Source organism: Candidatus Uhrbacteria bacterium CG10_big_fil_rev_8_21_14_0_10_50_16 (assembly GCA_002774875.1).
Lineage (GTDB): Bacteria > Patescibacteriota > Patescibacteriia > UBA9934 > UBA11717 > UBA11717.
In genome coordinates this window covers 232,023-257,790 of record PCYM01000001.1, presented here as the reverse complement: position 1 = coordinate 257,790, position 25,768 = coordinate 232,023, and the positions used below count along the sequence as shown (strand labels likewise).

24 protein-coding genes and 2 tRNA genes are annotated in these 25,768 nt (G+C 50.0%); 16 read left to right on the top strand and 10 right to left on the bottom strand.

Features of this window, described 5'->3' with window-relative positions; all coding sequences use genetic code 11:
* Positions 1 to 8: 8 nt before the first annotated feature.
* Complete coding sequence (locus tag COV06_01370) at positions 9 to 2,150, top strand: copper-translocating P-type ATPase (GenBank protein PIR48030.1); 2,142 nt, start codon at positions 9 to 11, stop codon at positions 2,148 to 2,150.
* A gap of 379 nt (positions 2,151 to 2,529) precedes the next feature.
* Here the strand turns inward: COV06_01370 and COV06_01365 are convergent, their stop codons facing one another.
* From COV06_01365 to COV06_01355, 3 genes are read right to left on the bottom strand one after another with little or no spacing between them, the layout of a single operon-like run.
* Positions 2,530 to 3,012, bottom strand: a complete 483-nt coding sequence (locus tag COV06_01365; protein ID PIR48029.1) for a transcription elongation factor GreA — start codon at positions 3,010 to 3,012, stop codon at positions 2,530 to 2,532.
* On the bottom strand, positions 3,009 to 3,629 hold the full coding sequence (locus tag COV06_01360) for a riboflavin synthase (protein ID PIR48028.1): 621 nt from the start codon (positions 3,627 to 3,629) through the stop codon (positions 3,009 to 3,011). The genes COV06_01365 and COV06_01360 overlap by 4 nt, the downstream gene beginning before the upstream one ends.
* Positions 3,604 to 3,951 carry a hypothetical protein gene (locus tag COV06_01355; protein PIR48027.1) on the bottom strand — a complete coding sequence of 116 codons (348 nt, stop codon included), beginning with the start codon at positions 3,949 to 3,951 and terminating at the stop codon, positions 3,604 to 3,606. The genes COV06_01360 and COV06_01355 overlap by 26 nt, the downstream gene beginning before the upstream one ends.
* 98 nt (positions 3,952 to 4,049) lie before the next feature.
* Here COV06_01355 and COV06_01350 point away from each other — a divergent pair, with 98 nt between their 5' ends.
* From COV06_01350 to COV06_01330, 5 genes are all read left to right on the top strand, one after another.
* A complete protein-coding gene (locus tag COV06_01350; protein ID PIR48026.1) occupies positions 4,050 to 4,790 on the top strand; it encodes a hypothetical protein in 741 nt (246 codons plus the stop codon).
* A gap of 63 nt (positions 4,791 to 4,853) precedes the next feature.
* Positions 4,854 to 4,929 (top strand) — tRNA-Thr (locus tag COV06_01345).
* A gap of 27 nt (positions 4,930 to 4,956) precedes the next feature.
* A tRNA-Tyr gene (locus tag COV06_01340) sits at positions 4,957 to 5,041 on the top strand.
* A gap of 162 nt (positions 5,042 to 5,203) precedes the next feature.
* Positions 5,204 to 5,767, top strand: coding sequence for a metallophosphoesterase (locus tag COV06_01335; protein PIR48025.1), 564 nt, complete (start codon positions 5,204 to 5,206; stop codon positions 5,765 to 5,767).
* A gap of 174 nt (positions 5,768 to 5,941) precedes the next feature.
* Positions 5,942 to 6,205 carry a hypothetical protein gene (locus COV06_01330; protein ID PIR48024.1) on the top strand — a complete coding sequence of 88 codons (264 nt, stop codon included), beginning with the start codon at positions 5,942 to 5,944 and terminating at the stop codon, positions 6,203 to 6,205.
* Between the two features lie 54 nt (positions 6,206 to 6,259).
* On the opposite strand, the gene COV06_01325 is transcribed toward COV06_01330, so the two are convergent.
* The 3 genes from COV06_01325 to COV06_01315 all read right to left on the bottom strand — a co-directional run bounded on the left by COV06_01325 (position 6,260) and on the right by COV06_01315 (position 11,622).
* Positions 6,260 to 6,514, bottom strand: a complete 255-nt coding sequence (locus tag COV06_01325; protein PIR48023.1) for an RNA-binding protein — start codon at positions 6,512 to 6,514, stop codon at positions 6,260 to 6,262.
* Between the two features lie 118 nt (positions 6,515 to 6,632).
* Positions 6,633 to 9,779 (bottom strand): hypothetical protein, encoded by a 3,147-nt coding sequence (locus tag COV06_01320; protein PIR48022.1) that lies wholly within the window; start codon positions 9,777 to 9,779, stop codon positions 6,633 to 6,635.
* A 1-nt stretch (position 9,780) separates the two neighbouring features.
* Positions 9,781 to 11,622, bottom strand: coding sequence for a hypothetical protein (locus COV06_01315; protein ID PIR48021.1), 1,842 nt, complete (start codon positions 11,620 to 11,622; stop codon positions 9,781 to 9,783).
* Between the two features lie 92 nt (positions 11,623 to 11,714).
* Here COV06_01315 and COV06_01310 point away from each other — a divergent pair, with 92 nt between their 5' ends.
* A complete protein-coding gene (locus tag COV06_01310) occupies positions 11,715 to 12,188 on the top strand; it encodes a 23S rRNA (pseudouridine(1915)-N(3))-methyltransferase RlmH (GenBank protein PIR48020.1) in 474 nt (157 codons plus the stop codon).
* Here COV06_01310 and COV06_01305 read toward each other — a convergent pair.
* On the bottom strand, positions 12,185 to 13,531 hold the full coding sequence (locus tag COV06_01305; GenBank protein ID PIR48019.1) for a hypothetical protein: 1,347 nt from the start codon (positions 13,529 to 13,531) through the stop codon (positions 12,185 to 12,187). The two genes, COV06_01310 and COV06_01305, sit on opposite strands and share 4 nt — an antisense overlap.
* A 123-nt stretch (positions 13,532 to 13,654) precedes the next feature.
* Between COV06_01305 and COV06_01300 the strand changes: the two genes are divergently transcribed.
* The 3 genes from COV06_01300 to COV06_01290 all read left to right on the top strand — a co-directional run bounded on the left by COV06_01300 (position 13,655) and on the right by COV06_01290 (position 15,922).
* A complete protein-coding gene (locus COV06_01300) occupies positions 13,655 to 15,163 on the top strand; it encodes a hypothetical protein (GenBank protein ID PIR48018.1) in 1,509 nt (502 codons plus the stop codon).
* Between the two features lie 108 nt (positions 15,164 to 15,271).
* Entirely contained in the window at positions 15,272 to 15,556 is a 285-nt protein-coding gene (locus COV06_01295) for a DNA-binding protein (protein ID PIR48017.1), read from the top strand.
* Positions 15,557 to 15,601: 45 nt separating this feature from the next.
* Positions 15,602 to 15,922 (top strand): hypothetical protein, encoded by a 321-nt coding sequence (locus COV06_01290; protein PIR48016.1) that lies wholly within the window; start codon positions 15,602 to 15,604, stop codon positions 15,920 to 15,922.
* A 621-nt stretch (positions 15,923 to 16,543) separates the two neighbouring features.
* On the opposite strand, the gene murD is transcribed toward COV06_01290, so the two are convergent.
* Both murD and COV06_01280 read right to left on the bottom strand, forming a co-directional pair.
* Complete coding sequence (gene murD / locus COV06_01285) at positions 16,544 to 17,911, bottom strand: UDP-N-acetylmuramoyl-L-alanine--D-glutamate ligase (GenBank protein ID PIR48015.1); 1,368 nt, start codon at positions 17,909 to 17,911, stop codon at positions 16,544 to 16,546.
* The gene (locus COV06_01280) at positions 17,865 to 19,229 is read right to left on the bottom strand and encodes a hypothetical protein (protein ID PIR48014.1); all 1,365 of its coding nucleotides are present in this window, start codon (positions 19,227 to 19,229) and stop codon (positions 17,865 to 17,867) included. The genes murD and COV06_01280 overlap by 47 nt, the downstream gene beginning before the upstream one ends.
* 66 nt (positions 19,230 to 19,295) lie before the next feature.
* On the opposite strand from COV06_01280, the gene COV06_01275 reads away from it, so the two are divergent.
* Positions 19,296 to 20,867: a hypothetical protein gene (locus COV06_01275; protein ID PIR48013.1), complete on the top strand. Its 1,572-nt coding sequence runs from the start codon at positions 19,296 to 19,298 to the stop codon at positions 20,865 to 20,867.
* 28 nt (positions 20,868 to 20,895) lie between these two features.
* Positions 20,896 to 21,282, top strand: coding sequence for a hypothetical protein (locus tag COV06_01270; protein PIR48012.1), 387 nt, complete (start codon positions 20,896 to 20,898; stop codon positions 21,280 to 21,282).
* Between the two features lie 66 nt (positions 21,283 to 21,348).
* On the opposite strand, the gene COV06_01265 is transcribed toward COV06_01270, so the two are convergent.
* Positions 21,349 to 21,870, bottom strand: a complete 522-nt coding sequence (locus COV06_01265) for a hypothetical protein (GenBank protein PIR48011.1) — start codon at positions 21,868 to 21,870, stop codon at positions 21,349 to 21,351.
* 115 nt (positions 21,871 to 21,985) lie between these two features.
* Here COV06_01265 and COV06_01260 point away from each other — a divergent pair, with 115 nt between their 5' ends.
* From COV06_01260 to COV06_01245, 4 genes are all read left to right on the top strand, one after another.
* Positions 21,986 to 22,339 (top strand): hypothetical protein, encoded by a 354-nt coding sequence (locus COV06_01260; protein ID PIR48010.1) that lies wholly within the window; start codon positions 21,986 to 21,988, stop codon positions 22,337 to 22,339.
* Between the two features lie 37 nt (positions 22,340 to 22,376).
* Positions 22,377 to 23,066: a hypothetical protein gene (locus COV06_01255; GenBank protein ID PIR48009.1), complete on the top strand. Its 690-nt coding sequence runs from the start codon at positions 22,377 to 22,379 to the stop codon at positions 23,064 to 23,066.
* A gap of 109 nt (positions 23,067 to 23,175) precedes the next feature.
* On the top strand, positions 23,176 to 24,744 hold the full coding sequence (locus tag COV06_01250) for a hypothetical protein (GenBank protein PIR48008.1): 1,569 nt from the start codon (positions 23,176 to 23,178) through the stop codon (positions 24,742 to 24,744).
* A gap of 21 nt (positions 24,745 to 24,765) precedes the next feature.
* Complete coding sequence (locus COV06_01245) at positions 24,766 to 25,767, top strand: hypothetical protein (protein PIR48007.1); 1,002 nt, start codon at positions 24,766 to 24,768, stop codon at positions 25,765 to 25,767.
* Position 25,768: the final 1 nt, after the last annotated feature.

Here is a 25,768-nt window from a genome sequence, read left to right as displayed (position 1 = left end):
CCTAAACTATGACAAAACATACGCTCAAGATAGAAGGAATGCATTGTGCGAGTTGCGCGGTCAATATTGAAGGGGCGTTTAAGGCGTTGCCAGAGGTAACGAACGCCAACGTCAACTATGCAACGGAAGAGGCAGTGGTTGAGACGGATTTGGATCGTGCTGCTCTAGAGGAGATTGTAAAAAAAGAGGGATATACGGTACGTAACGAGAAGATGGAGGGAATGGAAGGACATGAGCATATGCATGAGACGGGTGCTGCGGCAAAGAAGAAGGCACTGACGGCCGTGATATTGGCGCTTCCAGTGTTTGTGTTGGCGATGTTTAAGATTTCGTTGCCAGGTGCGGTGTTTGGGATTCCGTCGAGTCTGGCGATTCAGGCGGTGCTTACGCTGGTGGTGATTTTCTGGCCGGGGCTCGGGTTTCATGTGACCGCGTGGAATCAACTCAAAAAAGGCCGTGCCAACATGGACACACTTATTTCCATGGGGACATTAGTGGCGACCGTATTCAGTGTGTGGTCCATTACACAAAGTGGAGAAGCCTACTTTGAAACGGCGGCGGTGATTGCGGCGTTGATTTTGATTGGTCGGTATTTTGAAGCGTTGAGTAAGGGGCGTGCAGGCGAGGCGATTCAAAAGCTACTCGAACTCGGGGCAAAACAGGCGCATCTTGTGTTGAAGGACGGGTCGTTTAGAGATGTGGATGTAGAGACACTGGCGATTGGCGATGTGGTATTAGTACGACCAGGTGAGAAGATTCCGTTGGACGGAGAAGTGACGGAAGGGACATCAACCATAGATGAGTCCATGCTGACAGGAGAGAGTGTGCCTATTAAGAAAACGATCGGTGCACAGGTGTATGGTGCAACGGTGAATCAAAAAGGACCGCTCCACGTGAAGATGACTAAGCTGGCGGGGGAATCGGTGTTGTCGCAAATCGTACAACTCGTCAAAGATGCACAAGCGCAAAAGGCCCCTATGCAGAAGCTGGCAGACCAGATTTCGGGTGTGTTTGTGCCTATTGTGATTGGCATTGCGCTTGTGACGTTTGTTGTGTGGTACTTGATCAGCGGTGATCTGCAAACAGCGTTGATTCCGGCGGTTGCGGTTCTGGTGATCGCCTGTCCGTGCGCGCTTGGGTTAGCGACGCCGACGGCGATTTTAGTAGGGACGGGTCGTGCGGCAAAGAGCGGTATCTTTATTAAGTCGGGTGAGGCGTTGGAGCGAGGAAAGGTGGTGGACGTGGTGATGTTGGATAAAACGGGAACCATTACTATGGGAAAACCTGCCGTTACAGACGTGGTTGCTCTAAAAGGATCAGACGTTGAGCTTATTTTGTTGGCGGCGGCTGTGGAGAAACTATCGGAGCATCCGTTGGCAGATGCAATCGTGCGACACGCGGGGACGGCTGGGTTGCCACCGGTTCAAAATGTCCAAACGGAAACAGGAAAGGGAATCCAAGGTGAAATCAACGGAGAAACCGTGCGTGTTGGCCGTGCGACGTATGTGGTTGAGGCGATCGATTCAATAGTCACAAAACAGGTAGAGGTGCTGCAGCATGAGGCAAAGACCGTCGTGTTTGTCTCTAAAGCGGGTGTATTGATGGGATTTGTAGCAATTGCAGATCCTGTAAAGGCAGGGGCAGAACAGGCAATCAAAAAATTGCAGGCCATGGGCGCACGCACCGTTATGCTCACGGGAGACAATACACAAACGGCACGCGCAATTGCAAACGCCGTTGGAATTGATGACGTGCACGCAGAGGTAATGCCGGAGGATAAACTACGACTCGTAAAAGAGGAGCAGGCTAAAGGCAACCGTGTGGCATTTGTGGGTGATGGAATCAATGATGCACCAGCTCTTACCCAGGCGGACCTTGGCATTGCGATGGGAACCGGCACGGATATTGCCATTGAGTCTGGTCAAATTGTGCTGGTGGGTGGCGAGCCAACTAAGATTCCTGAGGCTATTTATATCTCGCGCAAGACGTTCAACGCCATAAAACAGAATCTATTTTGGGCGTTCCTGTATAATGTGTTAGGTATCCCGTTGGCGGCGCTAGGATTGTTGAATCCAATGATCGCAGCAGGTGCTATGGCGTTTTCCTCTATCTCGGTACTTCTCAATTCATTGCGATTAAAACGGTTGTAGTATGTTGTCAAAAAAATCAGGTGCGTCTGGTTCTATGTGGAAATTCTTAATTGGCATGCCGTCCAAAACAAGCTTTGTATTTGGGTTTGTGTGCGGCATCGGCGCGACGTTGCTTGTGATGATCATGTTTTAGGGGAAGATGAGGAACGAGGAATAGTAGATGGGGGATGGTTGATGGGAAATGGGGTATGGAAGAAAAAAGAGCCTTCGGGCTCTTTTTTGTGATCCTTTTCGTGTATCAAGAATGTCGTAGGTACGACAAAAGTGATATCTGAAATGGGGATAAATTATAATGTGTTAGAGGGGATCGAAGGGCAAGGAGATACAAAAACAAAAACCCACCAGTAAGTGGTGGGTAGATGCATCGGTACGTGATCAATTATTGTATCTCCCAAACGGTGCTACCCACGGTTACGGAGTCACCGGGGCGTTTGCCCAACAATGCTGCGCCAAGCGGCGAGACGTGCGAGATGCGACCCTTGCTTAGGTCTACCTCCTGCGCGCCGACAATCCTAAAGGTTCGCTCACCCTGTGTATTTTTTAAAACAACGGTGGAGCCGATGCCAACCGTGCCGTCTGTGGGTCCGTCGTTGATCACAACCGCCTGGGAAATCCGTTCCTGCAACCTGAGCATGCGAGAATTCATGCCACGCAGACGCCGTTTTGCATCTTGGTACCCAGCGTTCTCAGAAAAGTCACCTTCCTCCGCCGTTCGTTGCATCTCTTCCTTGGCCTCCGGATGCTCGCGCTGCAAACGCGCAAGTTCCGCTTTGAGCCGCTCTAACTTACCGGCCGTCATGTGATGATCTACAATCTGGTTCTCGAGCCGCTCTTGCTCTGCTTTTCTGATTGGGAGCCTCATACAGGTTTTGCGTTGGTGAGTCGATCTAAGTACTTCATCATCATATCTACCTCTATATTGACTGCCGCCCCGACCGTCAGACGCCCGAGTGTCGTGACCTTCATAGTGTGATCAATAAGCGACACGTCAAAATCATGTTCGCGTTGATCGGCAACTGTGAGACTCACGCCGTCGATGGCCACGGATCCCTGCGGTGCCAAGTAGCGCATCAAGTGCTCTGGCGGTTGAATGGTCATCACAACCGAGTCGCCCTTTTGCTGAATCTGTGTCACATGCGCCACACCATCCACGTGTCCATACACAAAGTGCCCGCCCATTTCATCTCCAACACGCAGAGACGTCTCAATATTGAGTTGATCGCCAACGTTTTTATTGGCAAGCGAGGTGAGCTTTACGGTTTGCGTCATGACGTCAAAAGAAAGCCGCGAGTTGCTTGTTTCTACCACCGTTAAACACACACCGCTGTTGGAGACGCTGGCGCCGATGTCTACCTCTGGCACAGGGTGTATCTCTACGCAGAGTCGCATATCATCGCCGTGACGATCCATGGAAGTAATTGTTCCAAGCTGCTTAATAATACCGGTAAACATACTAGGGGTTGTGAAAAAAGCGGACATCGCGCATATCCTTGTGGATCTTTTTTTGCATTTGTTGCCTGCTTTCAAAGGGGTCTATGGGGCTTACGTGGGAGAGGAGGTCTACGGTCATTTCTGCACCGTATAAATTCATTTCTACGTCAAAGAGATGCACTTCGCACATCCAGGCTCCGTGGCGCTTGCTTATGTAGGCGGCCGCGGGATAGGTGGAACCAAAAACCGTTGCGTGCGCCGCATACGTGCCCGGCTCCTTATTGTATGAGTCCAGATGGATATTGGCGGTTGGATAGCCAAAATCTCGCGCGCGTTGTTGCCCTTTTTGGACGATTCCAGAGATCTTCATGCGTGGATGGTAGGTGATTTTGCGCCAGACAGCAAGTGTAGGTGGGCGGATGGGTGAGGAGAGGGTATAGTGGGGTCACAAGAAAACAAATTCTGTCTATGACATGGTTTATTCTATTGGTTGGAGGTGTTGTGGGTGCAGCACTTGCAAGTGCTATCTCGTGCGCCGTTATGCGGCGAGGAACGGGGCATTCTTGGACAACTGGACGTTCTATCTGTGATGTTTGTGCAGAGGTGTTGCCGTGGTATGTGTTGATTCCTATCGTGAGTTACGTATTGTCTCGCGGGAGGACTGCCTGTTGCAAGAAGATCTATTCTGGGTGGTATCTCACGACGGAACTGATCGGGTTTGTGGGCGGCGCCTATGTTGCGAGTTTGCTATTTACAGATCTGAGAGCGGCGTTGCTTGGAGCAGTTTTGGTGATCTACGCGCTGTACGCGATTCGATTAGACGCAGAGAAACAACTTGTTGCTGTCCCGGAAACATGGATTGCGACCATAGGGATTCTTGGAATTTCTTGGCCATTGACAATAGATCATGCCGGTATGGGGATGATTGTTGGTGGGGGTGTATTTTTGCTTCAATATCTGGTGACCCAAGGCAGGGCGATCGGTTTTGGGGATGTCTGGATTGGTGTGCTCTTGGGCGCGGCGTTTGGATGGCCGATGGTGTTGATTGCCATTGGATTGGGATATGTTATTGGGGCTACGCACGCTCTTTGGCTGATTGGGCACGGGCGGGCTAAAAAGCAGATGCATCTTCCACTGGGAGCATACCTCATGATGGCTGCTGTGCTATTTTTGTGGTTAGAGCCGTGGTTTTTGCGCCTGTATACGTAGGAGCGACTGAGCGTTGACAGGTGGATTTTTGTTGGGTACAATGCCACTGCTTATTTGAGAGAGGCCACCTTAGCTCAGTTGGTAGAGCAACGGTTTTGTAAACCGTAGGTCATCGGTTCGAGTCCGATAGGTGGCTCCAGTGAATTTTGGATAAGCAACAATCTATGGGTCGGTACTCAAGCGGTCAACGAGGGCAGGCTGTAAACCTGCTGGCATTGCCTACGAAGGTTCGAGTCCTTCCCGGCCCACCAGCAAAAAAACGTGATTTATCACGTTTTTTTAGTGATCCGTAAACGCCGCCCGTGCTGCTGGCCTGGATGCCCACATCGTTAGTGCCTCTTTGAGTTGAGCCTGCCCGTGCAGGTTTTTTATAGATACTCTTTACGTTGTATATTTTGCTATACTTAGATCCTATGCAAATACTCGCCATTGCGGACAGACCGCCGGATCAACCTATCAAGACGATCCTCTTAAAACACGCGATCGACGTAATCGTGACACTTGGAGATTTGGAACAACAACAAATTTACGAGCTGGAGCAGATCACCGATATCCCAAAACTAGGCGTCTATGGCAATCATTGCTCAGGAATGTACATGACGGAACTGGGAATTGAGAATATGCATCTGCGAACGTTGGAGATTGATGGGGTTACGTTTGGGGGATTTGAAGGATGCGTACGTTACAAAAACACGTCTGCCAAAATGTACACGCAGGAGGAATCGATCGAATTACTACGTGATTTTTCACGTGTAGATGTTATGCTCTGTCATGCTCCTCCGTTTGGGGTAAATGATGAACCAGATGATTCTGTTCATGCAGGATACAAGGGATTACGAGAATACGTTGAGCAAAAAGCGCCCGGGTATCTTTTGCACGGTCACACGTATCCAAAGGAAGATGCGCTTGTCACGCAGCTAGGATCAACACAGATTGTGTACGTGTTTGGATCAAAAGTTATTACAATAAGCAAATAAATTATTTAGGTACAACCGCACATGACCAGTGATGTGTATCAACACGCGTAAAAATACTTGAATCTTCTATGCCACACACCTATAAAAATATCGATAGCGCAGCTAATCGTGGGGATGTCTGTTGACCACGAATCGATCTGTTAAAGTATACATGGCCCACGTAAAAATATCCTTATGATCAGATCTCCTTGGAATGCATGTGCGCGGTGTACGACGATCCCCGACAGGGTATCGATCGATTTTTTGGATAAAGAGAGTGAGGGAATACCCGCGACGGTAAGAGCGCTCCCGGGAATGGCAGGCGTGGATCTCTCTATGGGCTATCAAATATGGGAGATGACTTGTGATGTTTGTGGGACACGGTACCAGGCCGAGGTAGACGTGGAGCCGATGGTGTGGGATTTTAAGCTCACCCGGTTACAAGGAGACGCAAAATAACCTTGAAAACTCAAAACACCCCGTGAGGGGTGTTTTGGATATCTCTTGCGAGAATTACTCTCCCTTTGGGCGAGCAACGTTCACATTGATGGTGCGTCCGCCAAGTTCTGATCCATCCATTGCATCGACGGCAGCTTGCGCTTGCTCGTCTGTTGCAAATTCGACGAATCCGAATCCGCGGCTCTTCCCTGTGAACTTGTCTGTGACAACGCGAGCTGAGGTCACTTCACCGTGTGGGGCAAAGATCTCTTCGAGCTGAGCGTCATCAACGGCCCATGGTAGGCCGCCAACAAATAGCTTGTTCTGCATGTAAGAGCGAACTGAGTGAATAAACGAACTCTCTTATTACGTGTTACAGGAACAAGAAAGCCCCAAGACTATGCCACAAATACGTATTGTTGTCAAGCACAATCACGTTTGTGGATAATTATGCCTGGTTAGAGAGGGTTTCTCCAAACCGTTGATAGAGCAATGGAACCACGTAAAGCGTGAGAACGGTGGCAAATAACAGGCCAAAAATAATGGCAAATCCAAGCGGTGCCCAGGACGGTTGCGTGAGTGCAAGAGGTAAAAGTCCGGCAATGGTCGTAATGGTGGTCAAAAGGATCGGTCGCAAGCGTGCGCCGGCGGCTTCTCGAATGGCGTCACTTTTTTGTAGGTGATTGTATTGATTTTCATTGATCCGGTCTACGAGGATAATACCGTTATTTACCACAATACCGGCGAGTGCCACGATTCCAATCATGCCAGGGAAACTCAATGGCTGACCAATAAGACTGAGTCCTGGCAAAACACCAATTAACGAAAGGGGAATACTCGACAAGATAAACAGGGGTTGTCGGTACGAGTTGAACTGCAGGACGAGGAGTGCACCAATCAAGAAGATTCCAATGATCATCGCCTTGTAGAGGTCGGCAAACGACTGTTGTGTGCTCTCGTCCTGTCCACCAAGCGTCACGGTGTAGCCGTCTGGAATCTCAATGTGCTCCATACGCGCACGGATCTCATTAAAGATACTTGTGGCGGTGACGTCCTTGGCCGTGGAACTCGTGACACGAACCACACGATCGCCATCTGTGTGCGAAATGGATGCGCGACTTTGCGTGAGGTGCGTGGACAAGAAGCGGCTCAACGGAATATCTCCGCCTGGCGTTTGAATGGTGATGGAGGCGAGTTGATCAATGGTGATGCGATTTTTGGTTCCTTGATCGTCGTTTCCGTTAAAGCGATATTTAACCACAACATCCAGGTCATCTGTAACGGTTGCGATGGTGGTCGCCTTGGACCCAAACGCTGCCGTACGGAGCTCGGAGGCAACGTCAAACGCAGAGAGTCCATACTGAGCAATCGCTGCGCGGTCGAGTTCAAACACAAACTCTCCGGCGGTTTCTTGGATACTGGTCGACACGTTGCGAGCGCCGGGAATAGTTTTGAGCTCTGATTCAAACGTGCGCGCAAGTTCTTCGAGCGTTTCCAACTCGGGTCCCTTTAGAAGAATCTCAATGGGTAGTGCCGAGTCTGGACCATTAGAAAGTTGTGAGACCGTGACGGTGGCAAGGGGAATAAGTGGTTTAAGATTCCCCTCAAGCTCCTGTACGAGATCGCGACTATCTGGACGTTTTGATCGGTCCACGAGATTTAGCACCATTGACCCAACATGCCCGCCAGACCCACCACGAAGTGGAGAACCGGCACCGGAACTCATGAGGTAGGAGGTTATCCGATCGTCTTCTGACAAGACAGACTCAATACGGTCCATGGATTCCATGGTAATCTCCAAGGGTGTCCCAATTGGGAAGGTGACATCAACATAGAGACGATCAAGATCCGTGGCTGGAAACATATCCACCTGCAAAATGCCTGTCACTGGGAGTGCGATGCTTATGATAAATCCAACGACAAGAAGGCGCGTGAGCCGTTTGCGACGCTTTGGTTGATTCATAAAACGTGAGAGGGATGCAACGTACCAATCCTGCATATACTTCACCATCTGCTCGCGTTGTTGCTGCGCGCGGGCAAAAAAGTGTTGTACACGATTGTATCCAAACGCGACTGCCCATCGTCGGAATCCCTGAAAATGCTTTGATGGTGCCATACGATCAGACAGAAGCTGCATGCCAAATGTTGGAATGAGCGCAAGCGCAACAAAGAGGGACGCAAACAACACGATACTGACCGTTACCGGTATGCTCTTAATGAACTCGCCAATCAAACCGGAGGAGAGCAGCATGGGAACAAAAGCAAAGACCGTTGTGAGTGTCCCGGCAATCAACGGTGCGCTAAATTCCCTAACGGTTTTTAGTGCCGCTTGCTTAGGTGTAATACTGGACTGCATGTGCGCGTGTAACCCTTCCGTCATCACGATGGATCCGTCTACAAGGATTCCAAGCGACAAAATCAAGGAAAAGAGCGTGAGGAAATTGAGGGTGTAACCGAGGAATTGGAGACAGGCAAACGTAATGAGGAACGTGACGGGAATCGTTAAGCTCGCCAAGATCGACTCCCGCCATCCAAGAAACACAAGGATAAGCAGGAAGACAATAAAACTTGTCTGTAGTCCACTGACTCCCAGATTGCGCAGATCATCTTTAATAAATTGGGCGTCATCATCCACCACCTCAATGTTGACATCACGTGGGAGATCATTCTCTCGCGCACGTGCAAAGACGATGTCTGCAGCGCTTACAATATCCAAAATGTTGCCTTCATCCGATTTAACAATCTGAAGCGTTACGGAAGGTGCAGCGGGTTGTCCGTCGAGACTGAGTTGCGAGGCACTGTTACGCGTGGTGTATCCGTCAATAACCGTTGCCACATCGCTTACGGTAATAATTGCACCACCCCGAGAGGTAATAGGAAGCGCATTGAGCTGTGTTGGATCCGTGAGTCGACCTTCAAAACGAACGCTGTATTCCTGGTTGGCTGTCTCAATGGTTCCAACGGGAATATTAGAGTTGGCGCGCGAGATGGCCATGGTGACCTGGGACAAGCTCAGGTCAAACTGGTCTAATCGTTGCGGACTTACAAGAACACGCACCTCTCGGTCGGCACCTCCAACAATAGGTGCTCTAGAGACGCCAGGGATGCGTTCTAAATCTGCTTGCAGGTCCTTTGCAAACTCGTTGAGTTGCTCTAACGGATAAGGACCGCCCAGCGCATAGACCTTAATAGGCCGATCATCAAAACTGACGCGTGCGATGTTCGGGTCGTTTGCGTCCGTTGGAAGTTTGTAAGAAATCGCGTCCACAACCTCTTGCACACTGTCGCGTTTTTCTTTCGCGTCAACGCCGATGGTAAAACTCACCACCACGGACGACATTCCAAGAGACGAGGAAGAAGTAACTTCATCGATATCGGCGAGTCCGAGCACTGCGTCTTCAATCGGTTTCGTGACAAACGATTCAACGTCTACGGCGTTGGCACCGGGGAAGGGAGTTGAGATAACCACGATCGGAATTGCAATGTCCGGGTTGGATTCTTTTGGAATTTGGATGGTCGAGACAAAACCAAGTAACACCACGGCAATCGTAATGATGGTTGTGAACTGTCTATGTGTGACAAAAAATGCCCACATACTAGTCAATGGTTACCTGATCTCCGACGGAGAGACCTCGGACGGAAGCGAGGATGGAATCATTGACAGACAGTCCTGAGAGAATCTCAACGCGCGCTCCAAACACGACACCTGTTTCTACCTGCTGTTCTTGAATAGTTCCTTGATCGTCGACAATGAGGACAAAGGATCCTGCTGGTCGAATGCGTACGGATGGTAGGGGGAGGCGATACGATTCAGCATCGGTTGTGGAGATGGTTTGCTCAATCACGACCGGAACCGTTTGACCTATAGTGAGTGTGGCGCTGGGATCAAGGACCGTAATACGGAGTTCGATTTTACCGATTGCGGGGTTGATACTTGGCGCTACGAAACTCACGATGCCTTGGTGTGTGTCGCGAATGGTGACGGATGCGCCAGCCTGCACAAGGGCTCGATCTTGATCGCTTATGTAGGCCACGATCTCCAGAAGATCAGGATTGATGAGAGAAATCACGGTTTGACCGGCGCCAATGATCTCTCCCATACGTGCAGGGAGCGACGCCACGACACCGTTAAAGGGAGCTGTAATAAGGTAGCGTCGATATTGTGACGAGAGCGCGTCTCGTGCGGCCTCGGCCGATCGGACGCTTGCATAGAGAGACGCAAGATCTACGTCGCGTGGTCCGTTTTCTAAAATAGCAAGCGTTTGTCGCGCAGATGCAAGAACAGTTTGTGCAATTTCTATACTGGCGTTTGTGGCGCGCCGGCTTGCCTCTGCACGTGCGCGTTCATCGGCGAGCGATTTTGCGTCTCCTCCCACAAATCCATTTCCCTGAACGGAATGTAACGTTTGGATTTGTGTTTGGAGGGTTGTAATAGCCGCATCGACCGCTGCACGCTTTGTTTCAACGGTTGTCTTGTCCGTTGACGTGGCTGCGAATGCCACTGGCAATTCAAATCCCTCACGTGTGAGTATGAGTGCGGTTCGCGTGTCCTGCAGCCCGGCGAGTAAGTCTGTTAGCACACCATCGAGTTCGATTGGATCTGGATGTGAGCTTTCTGCAAGCTGTTGCACACGTGCAATTAACCCACCTCGTTGCGCTAAGACTGTTTCCGCATTCCATTGCCCACCGTTGTTGACCGCAAAAATTTCTCGCATTGCATCGTGTTTCGCAAGCTCAATTTTATGACACACGGATTGGGATGTGCAATTAAAATAGGTTTGTTGATACGTTGCAACGGTTACCAATCCATCGGTTGTGGTGGAGAGTACTTGTTGCGCCGTTCGGATGCTGTTGTTAGTCGCGTTGGTTAACGAGGCGGTAAGTGTGCTCATAGCGGCCTCGTTTGCAATTCGTGTTTGATCTTGTGCGGCGATCACCTGGTAGAGTGATTGTTCTGCTTGGGTAACAGCGAGGTGTGCACGTGTAAGGTCTTCTGCCCGCGCGCCGGCGAGCTGCACATTGAGAAGGGCGCGAGCTTGATCAACTCCAGCATTTGCTTGTGCAAGCTGTGCATCCACATCGCCATGTTCAAACTCTACGAGTGGTTGACCTGCGTAAACGGTTTGCCCGATGGACACAAAAACGGAACGTACAGGCACGTTTACCTCGCTCTTAATGGTGACTTGATCCACAGATGTCACCTCACCGGATGCCTGTACCACGCCTGTATTGGCACGGTAATCTTTGACGGCGATCATCTGTACGGCAGGCGTAACGGATGTCTCGGTCATTTGGGCCTTATTTGTAATATAACGGTATCCAAAGAGGGCCATTACGATTACCACGACGAGGCTAACAATTGTTGTTGTGGTGGAGGGTTTGTGAAAGCGAATCGATCGTCCACGAAGTTCTGCGAGTTTATAACGAAGCGTTGACATACTAGGAGTAAATATGCCCGGGATTTACCATAATTCGCTCATTTCGTCAACGAACGGTAGAATGTTGGGGCGTATCTATTTCAAAATACTCTATGTATAAATTTACAATCATTCACGTTGGAAAATTAAAAAACGGTCCACATCAGGAGCTTGTGGACGGGTATCTGAAGCGGTTATCTCCATTCGCGCAGGTGGAATTATTGGAAGTGAAGGAGGAAAAATTTGGTACAGCCAAGGAGCGTGAATACGTTTTGTCGGTGGAGGCCGAGAAAATCGCGTCGATACTCCCTAGTGACGCACGTCCAATTGTGATGGACGCCGATGGCCGAGAACCCAATTCAACGGAGCTTGCTGAGTGGATCGACACATTGGCCGAACAGCAAACGCAGCACTTGGCGTTTATTGTGGGTGGGCCGTTGGGATTAGCAGATGTGGTTAAACGATCTGCCGATAAAACGTTTGCATTGTCTAAACAAACTTACCCGCACGATCTTGCGCTGGTTATGCTCACGGAGCAACTCTACCGAGCCATGACGATTTTAGCCGGCAAGACGTATCATTATTAGTGCGTGTGTGCGGACTTCTTGGCGGTTGTGTAATGGTGTGCAGATTCTCCGTGCACCAAGGTTGCCATCCACGTGGAGATAGGAACGAGTAAGATGAGCGCCATAGTGCCCGCAAGCGTGCGAATCATCTCCTCAGCCACAAGCTCCTCGTTAATGAACCGCCAAATGCTCATATCTTCACGAAGGTAAAATAGGAGAAAAATTGGAAGGGCAACACCCGCGTAAGCAAGAACCAACGTGTTGACCACGGAGGCAATGTGGTGCCGTCCAATGTTCATGGCTTTAAGAAAGAGATCCTTCTGCGAAAGCGTGGGGTCTGTTTGTTTTAATTCCTCAACAGTTTCTGTTTGTGTTACGGCGATGTCATCCAACACGCCCGTGGCACCTAAAATAATGCCAGCGAGCAGGAGCCCTGTTGGGAGAGCGATTTGATCGGTTGTGAGGAAGAGCAGAGAAACTTCCTCAGAGGCGAGACCGGAAAGTTGCGCAAACCACACAAAGACCTCGGCGAATCCCCACACAAACAAGAGGCCGATAACGGTACTTAAAAATCCATACCAGGTGCGTTTATTCCAACCATGGGTGAGGTGCATGTTGACGGCGAGAATGACGATCGAGCCAAGGATGGTGACGAGGACGGGATTATGGCCTGCGAGAATTTGCGGCAAGATATAGCCAAAAAGAATGGCAACTGTAATGCCTAGCCCCAATAGCGCAAACCCACCGCGCGCGTAGCCTACGACGATCGTGAGCAGGGCAAAGAGGAGACCGATGAGCACGAGTGCATTAAAACGGACGACGTCTACAAGGAAAACGGTGCTGGGTGACCCGTCGCCAAAATCCACTAGTTGCAATAAGACGTCTTGTCCGGGGCGAATGTTGTATTTAATTCCCTGCAGATAGGAATCGCCGCTATCAACGGTAAATTGATCACCTGCCTTGTCTGTTGCGCTAAACACGACGTGTCTAACCCCGTTAACGGTTTCATCGAGGGTAATGGTGTCGACGGTGGCGCGGATCTCTTGTGAGGATTGTGCGTATACGGGGCGCGCAAACAGGATGAATACGGGGAGGCAGAGGAGAAGGAGGAGTTTTTGCATAGACATTTTTGGACAGTATACCCTAAAAACGAAGAGCCACCCTGAGAAGAGGGCTCTTCTCAGGGCGACACGTTGTCGCTGTTCAGGTTGTTCACGCCGTCGCCGTCCTCCGCCGGGGGAGGGGGCACTGATTGTCCATCGTGCTCTTACGCGGGATGAATCCCGCGGCGCCGATCGCGTGGATGTTGTCGCGTCCGGTGGCGGCACGCAGCATGAGTTGCGCGACGCCCATGATGGCCGCATGGGCCTGATCGGCCGTTAGGCCGATCTCCATGTACAGCTCCTGCAGATCCTTGTAGGTCATGTCCCACCTCCGCATTGCAACCACAACCATTGTGGCTACGTACCTATCATTCATATCAAAAAATGCCAGTGTTGTCAACTATGGAAGAGACATGTTTGAGTTTCGAAGAAGAGACCGTCTTTTGCGGGTTTGACGGCGGCAATGCTATGATGGGGCTAATTCCACACATGAAAGCAGCTAAACCGTTAAAATGGATTGCGATTCTCATGGCTGCCACAACGCTCTTTGTTGTGGTGTTTGTTGTCCCTGTCTGCTCTTCACAGTCGTGCGATGAGGGGTCTACTTGGAGCCTTTCCTCGCAAATCGCGGGTTTATTGGGTGTTGACACAGATATCGAGACGCCCGAAAAAGTGACCGTGTTAGTGGTGGGGGTGGATTCTCGCAAGGGGGCAAAGGAGGTTCACTGCGACGCAATTCATTCAATCACGATTGACACCGCTAAAGACACCGTGGAGTTTGTGAATGTCCCACGCGGAACGTATAGCTATATCCCACGACAAGAACACTGGACGCCGCAAACGGAATTATTGGACGCCGTCGATGTGGATCTCAAACGTGTGGAAGAAGAGCGGCAGGCAGAAGAAGCGGCTTGGTTTACAAACCAAGAAGTCTCCGAGAGTGAGGCGCCGACGTTGTTGCCGCAAGAATCCACCTTGGTTCCAGAGGAAGAGCCAGACGTCGTGTCGCTCGCTTGGGCAAAGGAACAATACATCTCCAACGTGTGTGAATATTTGGGCGTCGATGAGTTTGTGTCGCGCGTGGAGAAGATCACGGGTCAACCAGTGGACTATCGCGTATTGGTGGGATTCTCTCAGGCACAAGGGGTATTACGTGCGCTTTCCTATGATCCAACCACCACCCTGCAATATTTGCGTCATAGAAAGAGTTACGCTCTTGGGGATGTGCAACGCAGCTACAATCAGTCATTATTTTTGGAGGATTTGCTCGTGCATCGGATCGACATGGTGGACGCCTTACCCAAAACGGCACAGTTTGCGCTCTATCACCTAATTGATACAGATATGCCCTATAACGTGGCGCGCGGATTAATCGCGTGGGCTCAGACAAGCAAGGCACGAGAAGACACAAAACGGATTACACACAGAACAGCACCAGCCACTACGCCACATGCCCAGGATATTCATTACAATGAAGACGCGGCGGCAGAACAAGTTGCCACGCTTTATGCGCGATTGCGAGCCTATGATCGGTCGTTCACCGTGACCGATGTACAGCCCACATTGCTTGCCTACATTCAACGGCAGGAAACATATGCGTATAACGCGCTTGTTAATGGCGACAAGGATCGTGCGCGAGATGCCCTGCAACCATTAATAGATCAACAGATTTGGCAGCAAATCGAAGAGGCAACGGAGCGACAAACAATAATGGAAACGATCGCGATTCTTGAAAGCACGATTTCTTGGTTTGAGACGTTCAATGAAGAACAAACCATTGAGATCGCAACGTCCATGATTTGGAGTCTGGAGTTAGAAGACGGATCAGAATTTGCGATCGATCGTATTCAGCAACATTTGTCGGCGTTATTGTCTGATCGCGCTAAAAATTAATTTTGTTGACAGCTTTTTTGGAGCGTGTATGGCAAATGTGGATAAACCCTAGCGTTTTTGAGCGTTTGGTGTACACTCCCTCTAAGAAGCATTCTTAACCGCTAGATTATGGCATCAGGACTAACCAAGTCACAGTTTACAGCAGCTCTTTCAGAAGCATGGGGACTCTCCAAAAAGGAGGCCGCAGAAGGTTACGAGAAGTTTGTTGACCTCGTATACGGTGAGGTTCGTGGGAAAGGTGAGTTGACGCTCCCAGGATTGGGAAAGCTCGTTAAGCAGAACCGTGCCGCACGCATGGGACGCAACCCAGCAACAGGTGAGGCAATCAGCATCCCTGCAAAGACGGTCGTAAAATTCCGTTTGAGCAAGGCCGCAAAAGAGGCAATCTTGTAAACAGCAAAAACCCCGGCATGTCTGGGGTTTTGGTATACTAGAGAAATGAAGATTCACTTTGCACAACCGTTGCCGGGAACACCCGAACGCTTATTGCGTGCGGCTCGGTATTCTCCACACTACGACCGTAAAATGGGGAAGTTGAGTTATACGCGGAAAATCGGTGGAGAGTTTTATCCGCGATTCCATGTGTATGTAAAGGAGACCGACAAAGTCGTAACGTTTGATCTGCACCTTGATCAAAAAAAGGCCAGCTATGCAGGCTCTAATATGCATAGCGGGGAATACGATGGACCAACGGTGGAACGCGAGATTTTACGCATGAAACAGGAGTTTCAACGCTTTGTCCGCGAGAGGCTTGACTAAACCCGTCTCTTGGCCTATACTCTGGCGTATTAGCAGATTCTGTCTCGTAGATCTACGGGGTGGAACGATCACTACTCACATACATCTATGTCTCGCAAAGGAAAAAGTGCCTCAACGGGCGTAAAATTGCCAAAGTTGAAGCGTGTCGCAAAAAAGACGGCAGCAAAGAGTCTTCGCAGCAACAAGCACCGTGTCTAAAAAAACATCCGCCTCGCGCGGGTGTTTTTTATTTCTTAAATCCTTCGCCGACGAAGTCTGAAACAGATTAGATCGTGAGCAAACCATCCGTCATCCCGAGCCCGCCTAGGGACCTTAACCGCATTATTCATCACGCTTAAATCCTTCGCCGAACTCGCTCATCTTCGGACATGCGTGTTTTGATAATTCTCCGCATAGGCTTCGTCTTTCAAAACGCACATATCCTCGGGGGCGAAGGGCTGGATTGATCAGAGCTGATCTGATCGTGAGCAAAATCGCGAGTTCCCTCAGCGTGTCCCCACGAGTACGCCGTACAGACACGATGCTTTTTGCCTCCTTTTTGGCGAAACAAAAAGGAGAGAGAAAGAATAAATAGATTGCTTCGTGAAACGCGCAATGACGATCAAACGAGGGTGATAGCATCTAAGACAACTTTCGAACACAATCCACAAACTGTTGCCCCTGATCTTTGTAATTCTTAAACTGATCGTAACTTGGTGCGGCGGTAGACAAGAGTGCCACAGACCCTGCGGGTGTGCACTGCGCCATGGTAGAAACGACCTCCTGCATGGATTCCACAAGAATCACGCTACCAGCAAACTGAGCGCGTGTAAGAGCGTGTTGAAATTTCTCACGGGCGCCGGGGAAGAGGAGGACGTTTGGCACGTGACGTTCTGTGAGTAGCTGCGCAAGTGCCACATAATCATATCCGCGATCCATACCGCCCAAGACAATGGATCCGACCGTATCGAACGCCTTTACAGCCGCGATTGTTGATTCTGGTGTGGTGGAAATAGCATCGTCCACGTAGGTTACTTGGTTGATTGTTGCCACAACCTCTAATCGATGTGGCAAACCTTTGAAGCTGGTGAACGCACGCTGGGCACGGTCAAAGGGAATGTCCAACTGTTTAACGACAGCGAGAACGAGCAGTGCATCGTCTAACCAATGCTCTCCGGGGAGCGGGAGCGCGTTTGTAGAAAAAAGTTGCTGTGTTCCATCAAAAAAGAAACCGTTTTGCCAATGAAGACCGCTTACAATCTGCACGGGGATGGTTGTGGCGTCTGTCTGTTTTGCAATGGAGAGAGCCTCCGCGTTTTTAGCAGGAAAGATCAACATGTTTTCGCTTGTTTGACGAGCCGTAATGCGAGATTTAGCCTCGGTGTATGCGGCAAATGATCCATGCCAGTCCATATGATCCGGGTATAAGGGGAGCAGGAGGGCAATGTCTGGCCAGTTGTTAAAATCTTCCAACATGTAGCTGGACATCTCGTACACGACAATTGTGTCGTCGTTAATCTCGTGTAGGTGATCCCATTCCTGAATATCCATGTTGCCAATGAGCGTCACAGCTTTACCCGCCTCACGCAAAACATGTGCCAACAGGGTGGCAGTGGTTGATTTTCCCTTGGTCCCGGTGACACCAATCATCGTTGCCGTGGTCGTTGATCGTACCTCGTCAAAGAAGAGATTGAGACTTGTGGTGACATGCGATTGCACCGCTTGCAACTGTGGCCAATAGCGCACGCCAGGTGATCGAATAATGACGTCGAACGTTTGTAGATGGTCTAGGTATGTTTCGCCGAGTGTGTGCGTAACAAACGGGTCCTCTGGCAGCGTGACGGTGGTGCGAAGATCGCGAATCTCTACCCAGAGGTTGGGGCAGACGGAGCGAAGTGCATAAAATAGGGAACGGTTGGTCGCCTCAAATCCAATCAAAGCAACACGTTTGTTGGCAAGGTCTTTAAGCCGCATAATCCACGCGTGCAACGATGTCAGATGGAACCGCATGATCCGTGCTTGGCGTGAGCAAGTCTTGGATTACGGCATCATGATCCTCAACGGTGTCTCGTACTTCACCCGCATAGAGTTGCATGACAGGTGCGTCGTTTGCATCGGCGCGACGGTAGGCAAGTTCCATAGCGGCAACCACCTCTTTAGCCTCACCGACACACTCAAATGGCTTGTTTCCCTGAATCCCTAGGAGCTCGCGGTAGAGATCAAGTAAGTTGTCATTGGCAAACATGTCTTCGCCGAAGATGTTTACCACCTGTGTGTGCGGCAAAAACGCATTGAGTTGCGAGAAAATAAACGCACATTTTGGGCACTGATTGCACCAAAACGTCGGCGCGTGATTGGCAATGGCCTCCTGCGTGTAGTTGCGATTACAGCTCGAGAAAGAATCAAAATACTGCGGATAGCGCGTAAAGAGCTGCACGATATGAAATTCACTCAATGGTCGTACAAGGCTATAGATGCGTGTGCGTTTGGTAATGAATGTATCTACGTAGGCTTGGAGTGAGCGTTCAAATGCCAACGACTTGCTCCACTGATGGTTGATCTCCATGCCGAGATACTCCAAGTTTCCCTCCGATGCAGACCGCTCCCAGGAGTACACGATATCTGTAGCACCATGGAGGATTGCGGTCACAACGGTGATCATGGACCAGATAGCACTAATGGGTACGTGACCGTTAAACGCCTGTGGGTCTGTGCGCACGGCAGAGGTGGGATCAACGATGTTTGGATCCAGTGCTCTGTCGACAATCACGTGTGGGGCGTCAAAAACACGGGCGGCGTCTTGGATTGGTGCCGCGTCTTGAATGGAGAAAAGGGTCACAGTAAATCCGAGCTTGCGCATGAGCTCGGCCGTCACCACGGAGTCCTTTCCGCCACCAAAGGGGACCAATACATGCTCCTTACGCTCGTTGCTGCCCTGTGGAACGAGTGCCTCCAAGTCTTTATTGTAGGGAAAATGTACTTGATCGCGAAAGTCGATGTCGTTTTTGTAATACAATTCACCAAGCCCGTTGGTGTAGACGGTGTTCCAAAAATGCGCCTGTGTGCGGGTGAGTTGGCCGCTTTGAATGACGATGTTTTTTGGGCAGTACGTTTTCCAATAGCCGATTCCAACCATGAGGTGCAGAGAGAAAAGTGCGCGATCAAGATCTTCCTGGGGGACGCAGTCCATATTGATATCGCTCATTGGCACAGTGATGCGCTCCTTGTAGGTATCGCCGTTCAAATCATACAAAAGGGTAATGACACCGGTTGTTGTTTCAAATGCGTAGGAGACAAAGGTGAATGTTTTGTTGGAAAATGTTTGCATAACAGGAGATTAGCAGGATTGGAAGATCTGTCTATGCCATGATATCATGTGGGCAAACGATAAACTATGCAGCGTTGCGTCTCACTGGGCTTATTGAGTTTTGGATTAATGCTAGCTTCCTCTCTATTTGTGCATGCAAGTTTGGCTATTGCTCCACAATCGCTTGTTAAAACGGAGCAGGCATCCGCTGTGTACTACGTTGATACACAGGGAAACCGGCACGCGTTCCCAGACGAACAAGTATTTTTCTCTTGGTATCAAGATTTTTCTGCTGTTACCATTATCTCTCAATCTCAGATGGCTGCATTGCCATTAAGAGCGAATATTGTTTATCGACCCGGAACGTACTGGATTAAAATTCAATCATTGCCAAAAGTATATGCGGTTGGGCAGGGTGGCGAGATTCGATGGATTGAGAGTGAGCAGGTGGCGCAACAACTTTCGGGCACGTACCAGTGGCAATCGCGCGTACGAGATGTCCCTGACACGTTTTTTTTGAATTACCACGTAGGTGAGGCAATTACTACGGAGAATGTATCCCAAGGGTATAACGGATTGGTCTACACAAACGGTGGTGATCCGTGGATGGTGTGGAATGGGGAGAAACATTTGTTGACGGCAGCGGCGATCACGGCAAATGCTTTGCGTTCGGATTTGAGAATTTGGACGGATACTATTACACCTACACGGGCTATTGGACAGGTAATGACGGGACATGTTGATGAGGTTGTAGATGCAGCACAATTATTTGCGCCTGTTGTGGATCATGCGCCCGTTGCCGGCGAGCAGATCCCGCTTGAACAAGGAGAGATATCGCTCATTTCTTCTTTGATTCCAGAAGGATACGGCTCATTTGTTTTTCAGGACCCTTCAATAAATCCTACAATTCCAATGACCGTTTACACGTATCGCCCTGCGGGATTACCACAGGATGCTCCGATCTTGTTTGTTATTCATGGGGCAAGTCGAGCTGTTGAGGGGTATAGGTCTAGTTGGGTCCCCTATGCTGAACAATACGGTTTTGTGTTATTGCTTCCTCATTTCCCAGCCGATGTGTATACCTCGGGGTATCAATACCCTTACGGAAACATTTATACGAGCAGCCGTATGGCTCTCCCAGAGAATTATTGGTATGCAACGATGTTTGATGCGATTTTCGATCAGGTTATTGCCACATCGAACAGTACGGAGCAACTCTATGATTTATTTGGGTTTTCTGGTGGTGGACAACTCGTTCATCGTGCTATTTTTGCCAAGCCTTACGCAAAGGTCAGACGCGTGATTGCAGCGAGCTCGGGTTGGTATCTGTGGCCAGACTATGGTCAGACCTATCCTGCGGGATTTGGAGAAGCGTTTTTTGATCACGATCGTTTGGCACAATCGTTTTCCGTCCCAATGCAAGTCATTGTTGGATCGGAGGACACGGACCCAAATGCGGAAAACTTATCAAAATCAGCTGCCGCCAAGTTACAGGGATCTCAACGCGTTGAACGTGCGACAAACTTTTATAACGCTGCGAGACAATTTGCAATGGATAATGGGTTGTTGTTTAACTGGACGTTTCAGGTGGTCCCAGGTGTAGCTCATTCTAATTATCAAATGGCGCCTGCCGCCGCTCAATTACTTTATGGTGAATAAACCTCTGTTGCAGATAGGGATGCTTGGTATGCTTACACTCGTGCTGGGCGCGGGGTGCGTGTCGGGTGGTTTGGTGAGTAATAAAACGGTGGATACCACGCAGGACAGCGCGTTTGTGGGAATCGATGGGTCGCTGACGCAGACGGTGTTTGATCAAGTGGCCGATGGGTTTATGACGTGGGTCTTTGAACACGAGTACGATACGGATGCTTCGGTGAGCCTGACGCAGCGTTTTGTGGAGTGGCAGACGCTCACGGGGGACGCGTATCCAACCACGGATACGTTTACGCAGTCCATTCACCTTGTGACACCCGAGACGGATGCAACCATGATTCAATTGGTTTCCGCGGGGAAGGATGGGGTAGAGGGAACCGAGGATGATTTTAGAAAAGCCTACCCCTATCGCGCACGTTAAACAGAGGAACGGTTGAAAAATGTTTGAGCCCGACACCAGTGGTGCGGGCTCTTGTTGTAGGGGCTGCTAGACGAGGAGGAGGTCCTCAATGCTCGAAAGTGGCGAATAGATCTTCAGGCCGTGCGCGTTGAGCAAGTTCTGATATCTGGTCTCTGTCGCCTCAGAAAGGCTCAGGGACCTCGGTCCACCGCCCACCACTACGTGGTGAAGACGCGTCAGATGGCGACTAGCCAGGCTCACAATTTCTTGGACGACGAAGATCTGGGGGAGCTCACTAACCGGGGTGTTGAGGAGGTTCACTTGTTCTTGCGTGAATCCGGTGTTGGCGAGGTCGACGGGTTGAGTGCCCACCTCGGGTTCCGCGACCTCCGTCTGCCGCGGGTCAGGCAGGTACTGCAGTAGACCCAGCTGGGTCGCCACCTGATTATTCGGGTCCACCGTGAACTCGAGCGATGCGGCTATGTCGTAACCCTGCTCCATGAGCCGTTGCAACCGCCTGTTGGTGCTGTGCACATGCTCCAGCTCCACCGTCTTGTCTCCCACGTGAATGATCACGCTCTCAAAATAGAAATCCTTACCATCTTCCATACCTGTTCTCCACTGATATCTTTGATCAGTACAGAGGTTGTACCTATTTTTTGTGAGACTGTCAACCGTGCAAGAAGAACATTGTGATACAATGGCGCGCACATAACCCTTTTGTATGTCTCGATTACAAGAAACCTATAACGACCTTTTAGACGTAAAAATGGAACGCCGCGATTTGAGCAAAACCATTAAGGATGAGCTCTCACATAACGCGGAATACAATAAAGTCACAGAAGAAATGAAGATTCTTCGTGAAAAAAAGAAGAGCATTGAGAACGAAGTTAAATCGCACGCGCTCAAAGATGCACAACGCTTGGACGATCTCAAGCTGGAGATCATGAGTTTGCAAGAACTCCTCTCAGATTTGTCGCTTAACATGTACCTCGCCAAGGAACAGGTGGAGGTTGTGGATAAAGCCGATCAACGCTGGGTCCCCTCATTTTCCGTTAAATTCCGTAAGGACGGCTAGTTGTCCACAGAGATCCCCGGTTGACGGATCGCAGGATATGTGGTTAGGTCCTCCCACTATGCTAAGCAATGCCCAAGAAAAAATTGTTCGGTCGCTGCAGACCAAAAAAGGACGTGCAAAACACGGTCTCTGTTTAGTGGAGGGGGAAAAGGTGATCGCCCTAGCGGGAGACGCCGTGGTCACGCGTTTTACACGAGGTGACGTGTTGGAGTTTGATGGGTTGGTGACGACCGATACTCCTCAAGATCATGCCGCGATGGCGCGAATCCCCGAGTGGAGTTTGGAGGACGTTAAAAACGCTTCAACGATCCTTGTACTAGATGGCGTACAAGATCCTGGGAATGTGGGAGCGATTTTGCGACTTTGCTTGGGATTTGACGGTGCTGTGCTGTTGATTGATTCCGTGGATGTCACCAATCCAAAGGTGGTGCGATCGTCTGTCGGTGCCTTGTTCCAGGTCCCTTGGGTGGTTGTGTCACGGCCAGAAGCACTCACGGTGATCGAGCAGCTTGGACGACCGGTGTATCGATTAGAAAAAGGCGGAACGTCGTTAAACGGCCTCAACGAGCAAAAGGAGATTGTCTTGGTGGTGGGAAGTGAAGGGAACGGATTACAACTACCGGTTGAGGGAACGTCGGTGTCGATTAGCCACAAGGAGGCACTTGAATCACTGAATGTGGGTCACGCTGTAGCGATTGCCCTCCACACACGATTTACAAACAACTGAACAAAGGGCATGGAGACATGCCTTTTTGTATACAACCAATAATAAGAGGGAACGAAAGGAGACGGAGATATCCGCAGTCTTTTGCTCGCCATGTTATACTATCCTCACTATGGAACATGTAAAGCACCTCATATCGGCGATTCACTCCACGCAGGAGTGGCCGGAAGATGGAGAAAAAATAACGGTGAGTAAAACAAGTCGCACGGCCGGATCTGCCTACGAGAAGGTACGGCGCGCGGTGGAGTACGAGGAAGAACATTTGGTGCGACGTAATGCGATTCGTCGTATTTTGCAACGTCGGATTCAGGGAATCGATCAACACGGCATCTCACGCGGAGAATTGGTGTTGCGTGAGTTGATTTGGGCCAAGTATCTTCCCAACAAGCAGGTGCCGATTGAGATGATCGACACGGTGGAAAAGGTGATTCAAAAATACGATCGCCTATTTGCCGTCATTCCACAGAACAGTGACGAGCAAAACGACATGGAGGAGTGGCTGTTTGACGTCATCTCTACAGAAATTGAATATTTGTTACACCCACCAAAGGGGAATGAGGCGCTGGCAAACTTTATGTTTGATCGCGTCAGGCGCGAGTTGGTGTGGGAGGCTGGGAAGATCGATGATAAGCAAAAGGATTTGCTCATTTATATCGCAATCCACCGTTCGTTATTGAAGTCTAATCTTGGATCGCTCCGCTACCGAGTTATGTTGTTGTACTTCCCGCATTGGGGAAAAGCCACGCAGGCGGAAATTGACGACGTCGCCCACAAGTTGCCTAAAATCATGAAGGCAATTGATGGACAGATTCAGCATCCATTAGCCGATCAACTGTTCCGCTACATGCGGCGGTTTACGTTTGTGTTTTGGACCTTGCATGACCTCATTGAGAAACATAAAGACTTTGCAGAAGTGGCACGGGACGATGATCGTCTTGCGACGGCCGTCCGCAATGTAGCCTACGCGCGTTACGATCGATTTAAGAAACGCCGCACGCGTACGGTGGCTCGTGCCGTGCTGTTCTTGTTTATTACAAAAATGTTGTTGGCGTTGATTATTGAGGTTCCGTATGAATTCTTTGCGCTGCAGCACATCAACCAGACATCGTTAGCGATCAATATCCTATTCCATCCGTTTTTCTTGGCGCTCATTGGCACAACGCTTACCATTCCTGCAAAGCGCAACACGGCGCAACTGCTCACGTTTGTAAAGGCGGTGTTGAGTGGAAAAGATCAAGCATTGGGCGTGGTGTTTAAGATTCGCAAGCCCTGGACGCAGGGTGCACTTGGACGGTTCTTTACGACGCTGTACTTGTTGACCTACGTGGTGAGTTACGGATTCCTTGCCTGGTTCTTGGCAGTGGTCCTCTCCTTTAATGTGGTGTCCGTGATGTTGTTCTTACTCTTCTTCTCGTTGGTGACGTTCTTTGGATTGCGGATTCGTCAGAGCACATTGGAATTATTGGTTGTGGAACGGCAAGGAAGTGTGTTTGGAACACTGTTTGATTTCTTTCTGTTGCCGATTACTCGCGCCGGCCGTTGGATGACGTTGCGTGCAAGTAAGTTGAATGTGTTTGCCTTTTTCTTGGATTACGTTGCCGAGGCACCAATCAAACTTGCTATTGAGCTTGTGGAAGGGTGGATCGCGTTTGTGAAGGCCCAAAAAGAAGAAATTGAATAGTAGGTTATCTTGACTGGAGGAATGCACACAAACACAAAAAAACGGTTCACAAGAATCATTCTCGGGATCGGCGTTGCGTTGATCCTTGTTCTTGCTGGCGGACCGTTTGTGCTTCCTCGACGTGTTGAGACAGATAAGATTCGCTACGGCGCCACGTGGTCGGCACAGTACGCGGAATATATTGGCGTGGACCCGGTGGATGGACTGCGGGAATCTATGGAGGATCTTGGTATTTCTCTGCTTCGTATCCCTGTGTATTGGGATCGCGTTGAGGCACAACAGAACAGCTATGATTGGAGTGAGATGGACGCGCTTATGCAACTTGCCGAAGAACATGGGGCAGATGTTGTGTTGGTGGTCGGTCGCCGTGTTCCGCGATGGCCCGAGTGCTTTGTGCCCGCATGGATTAATGCGTTGTCGACCGAGGATCAAATACATGCACAATTGACATTTGTTGAGCAGACCGTGACACGCTACAAAAACAGTTCATCGCTCTTGCGTTGGCAAGTGGAAAACGAACCATTTTTTAGAGCCTTCGGGGAGTGTGGGGACGGGGAAACGCTTGCAACGTTATCAGACGAGGTTGCGTTGGTGCGTCGTATTGATCCAAGCCATCCGGTGCAGCTTACGGCAAGCGGTGAGTTGGAACTGTGGAATCGCGTGGCCAAGCTGTCTGATACAATTGGCGTGTCCGTGTATCGTACGACGTTTACAAAGGGGATTGGTTACACGACATACCCAATTCCTCCGTGGATGTACCGAGCCAAGGCATGGCTTGTGCGCCCGGCGCATGTGGTGATATCAGAACTTCAGATGGAGCCGTGGTTTGAGCGGTCCATTCAAACGTACTCGCCTCAAGAACAAGTTGATATTTTTTCTGCGGACGATTTACGGAAAAATGTCGACTATGCAAATCAGGTTGGAATGGACGAGGTGATGGTCTGGGGTGTGGAATGGTGGTTGGCATTAAGACAAGTGGGGCACCCTGAGTTGTGGGAGGCTGCACGTACAATTCGCTGGTAGT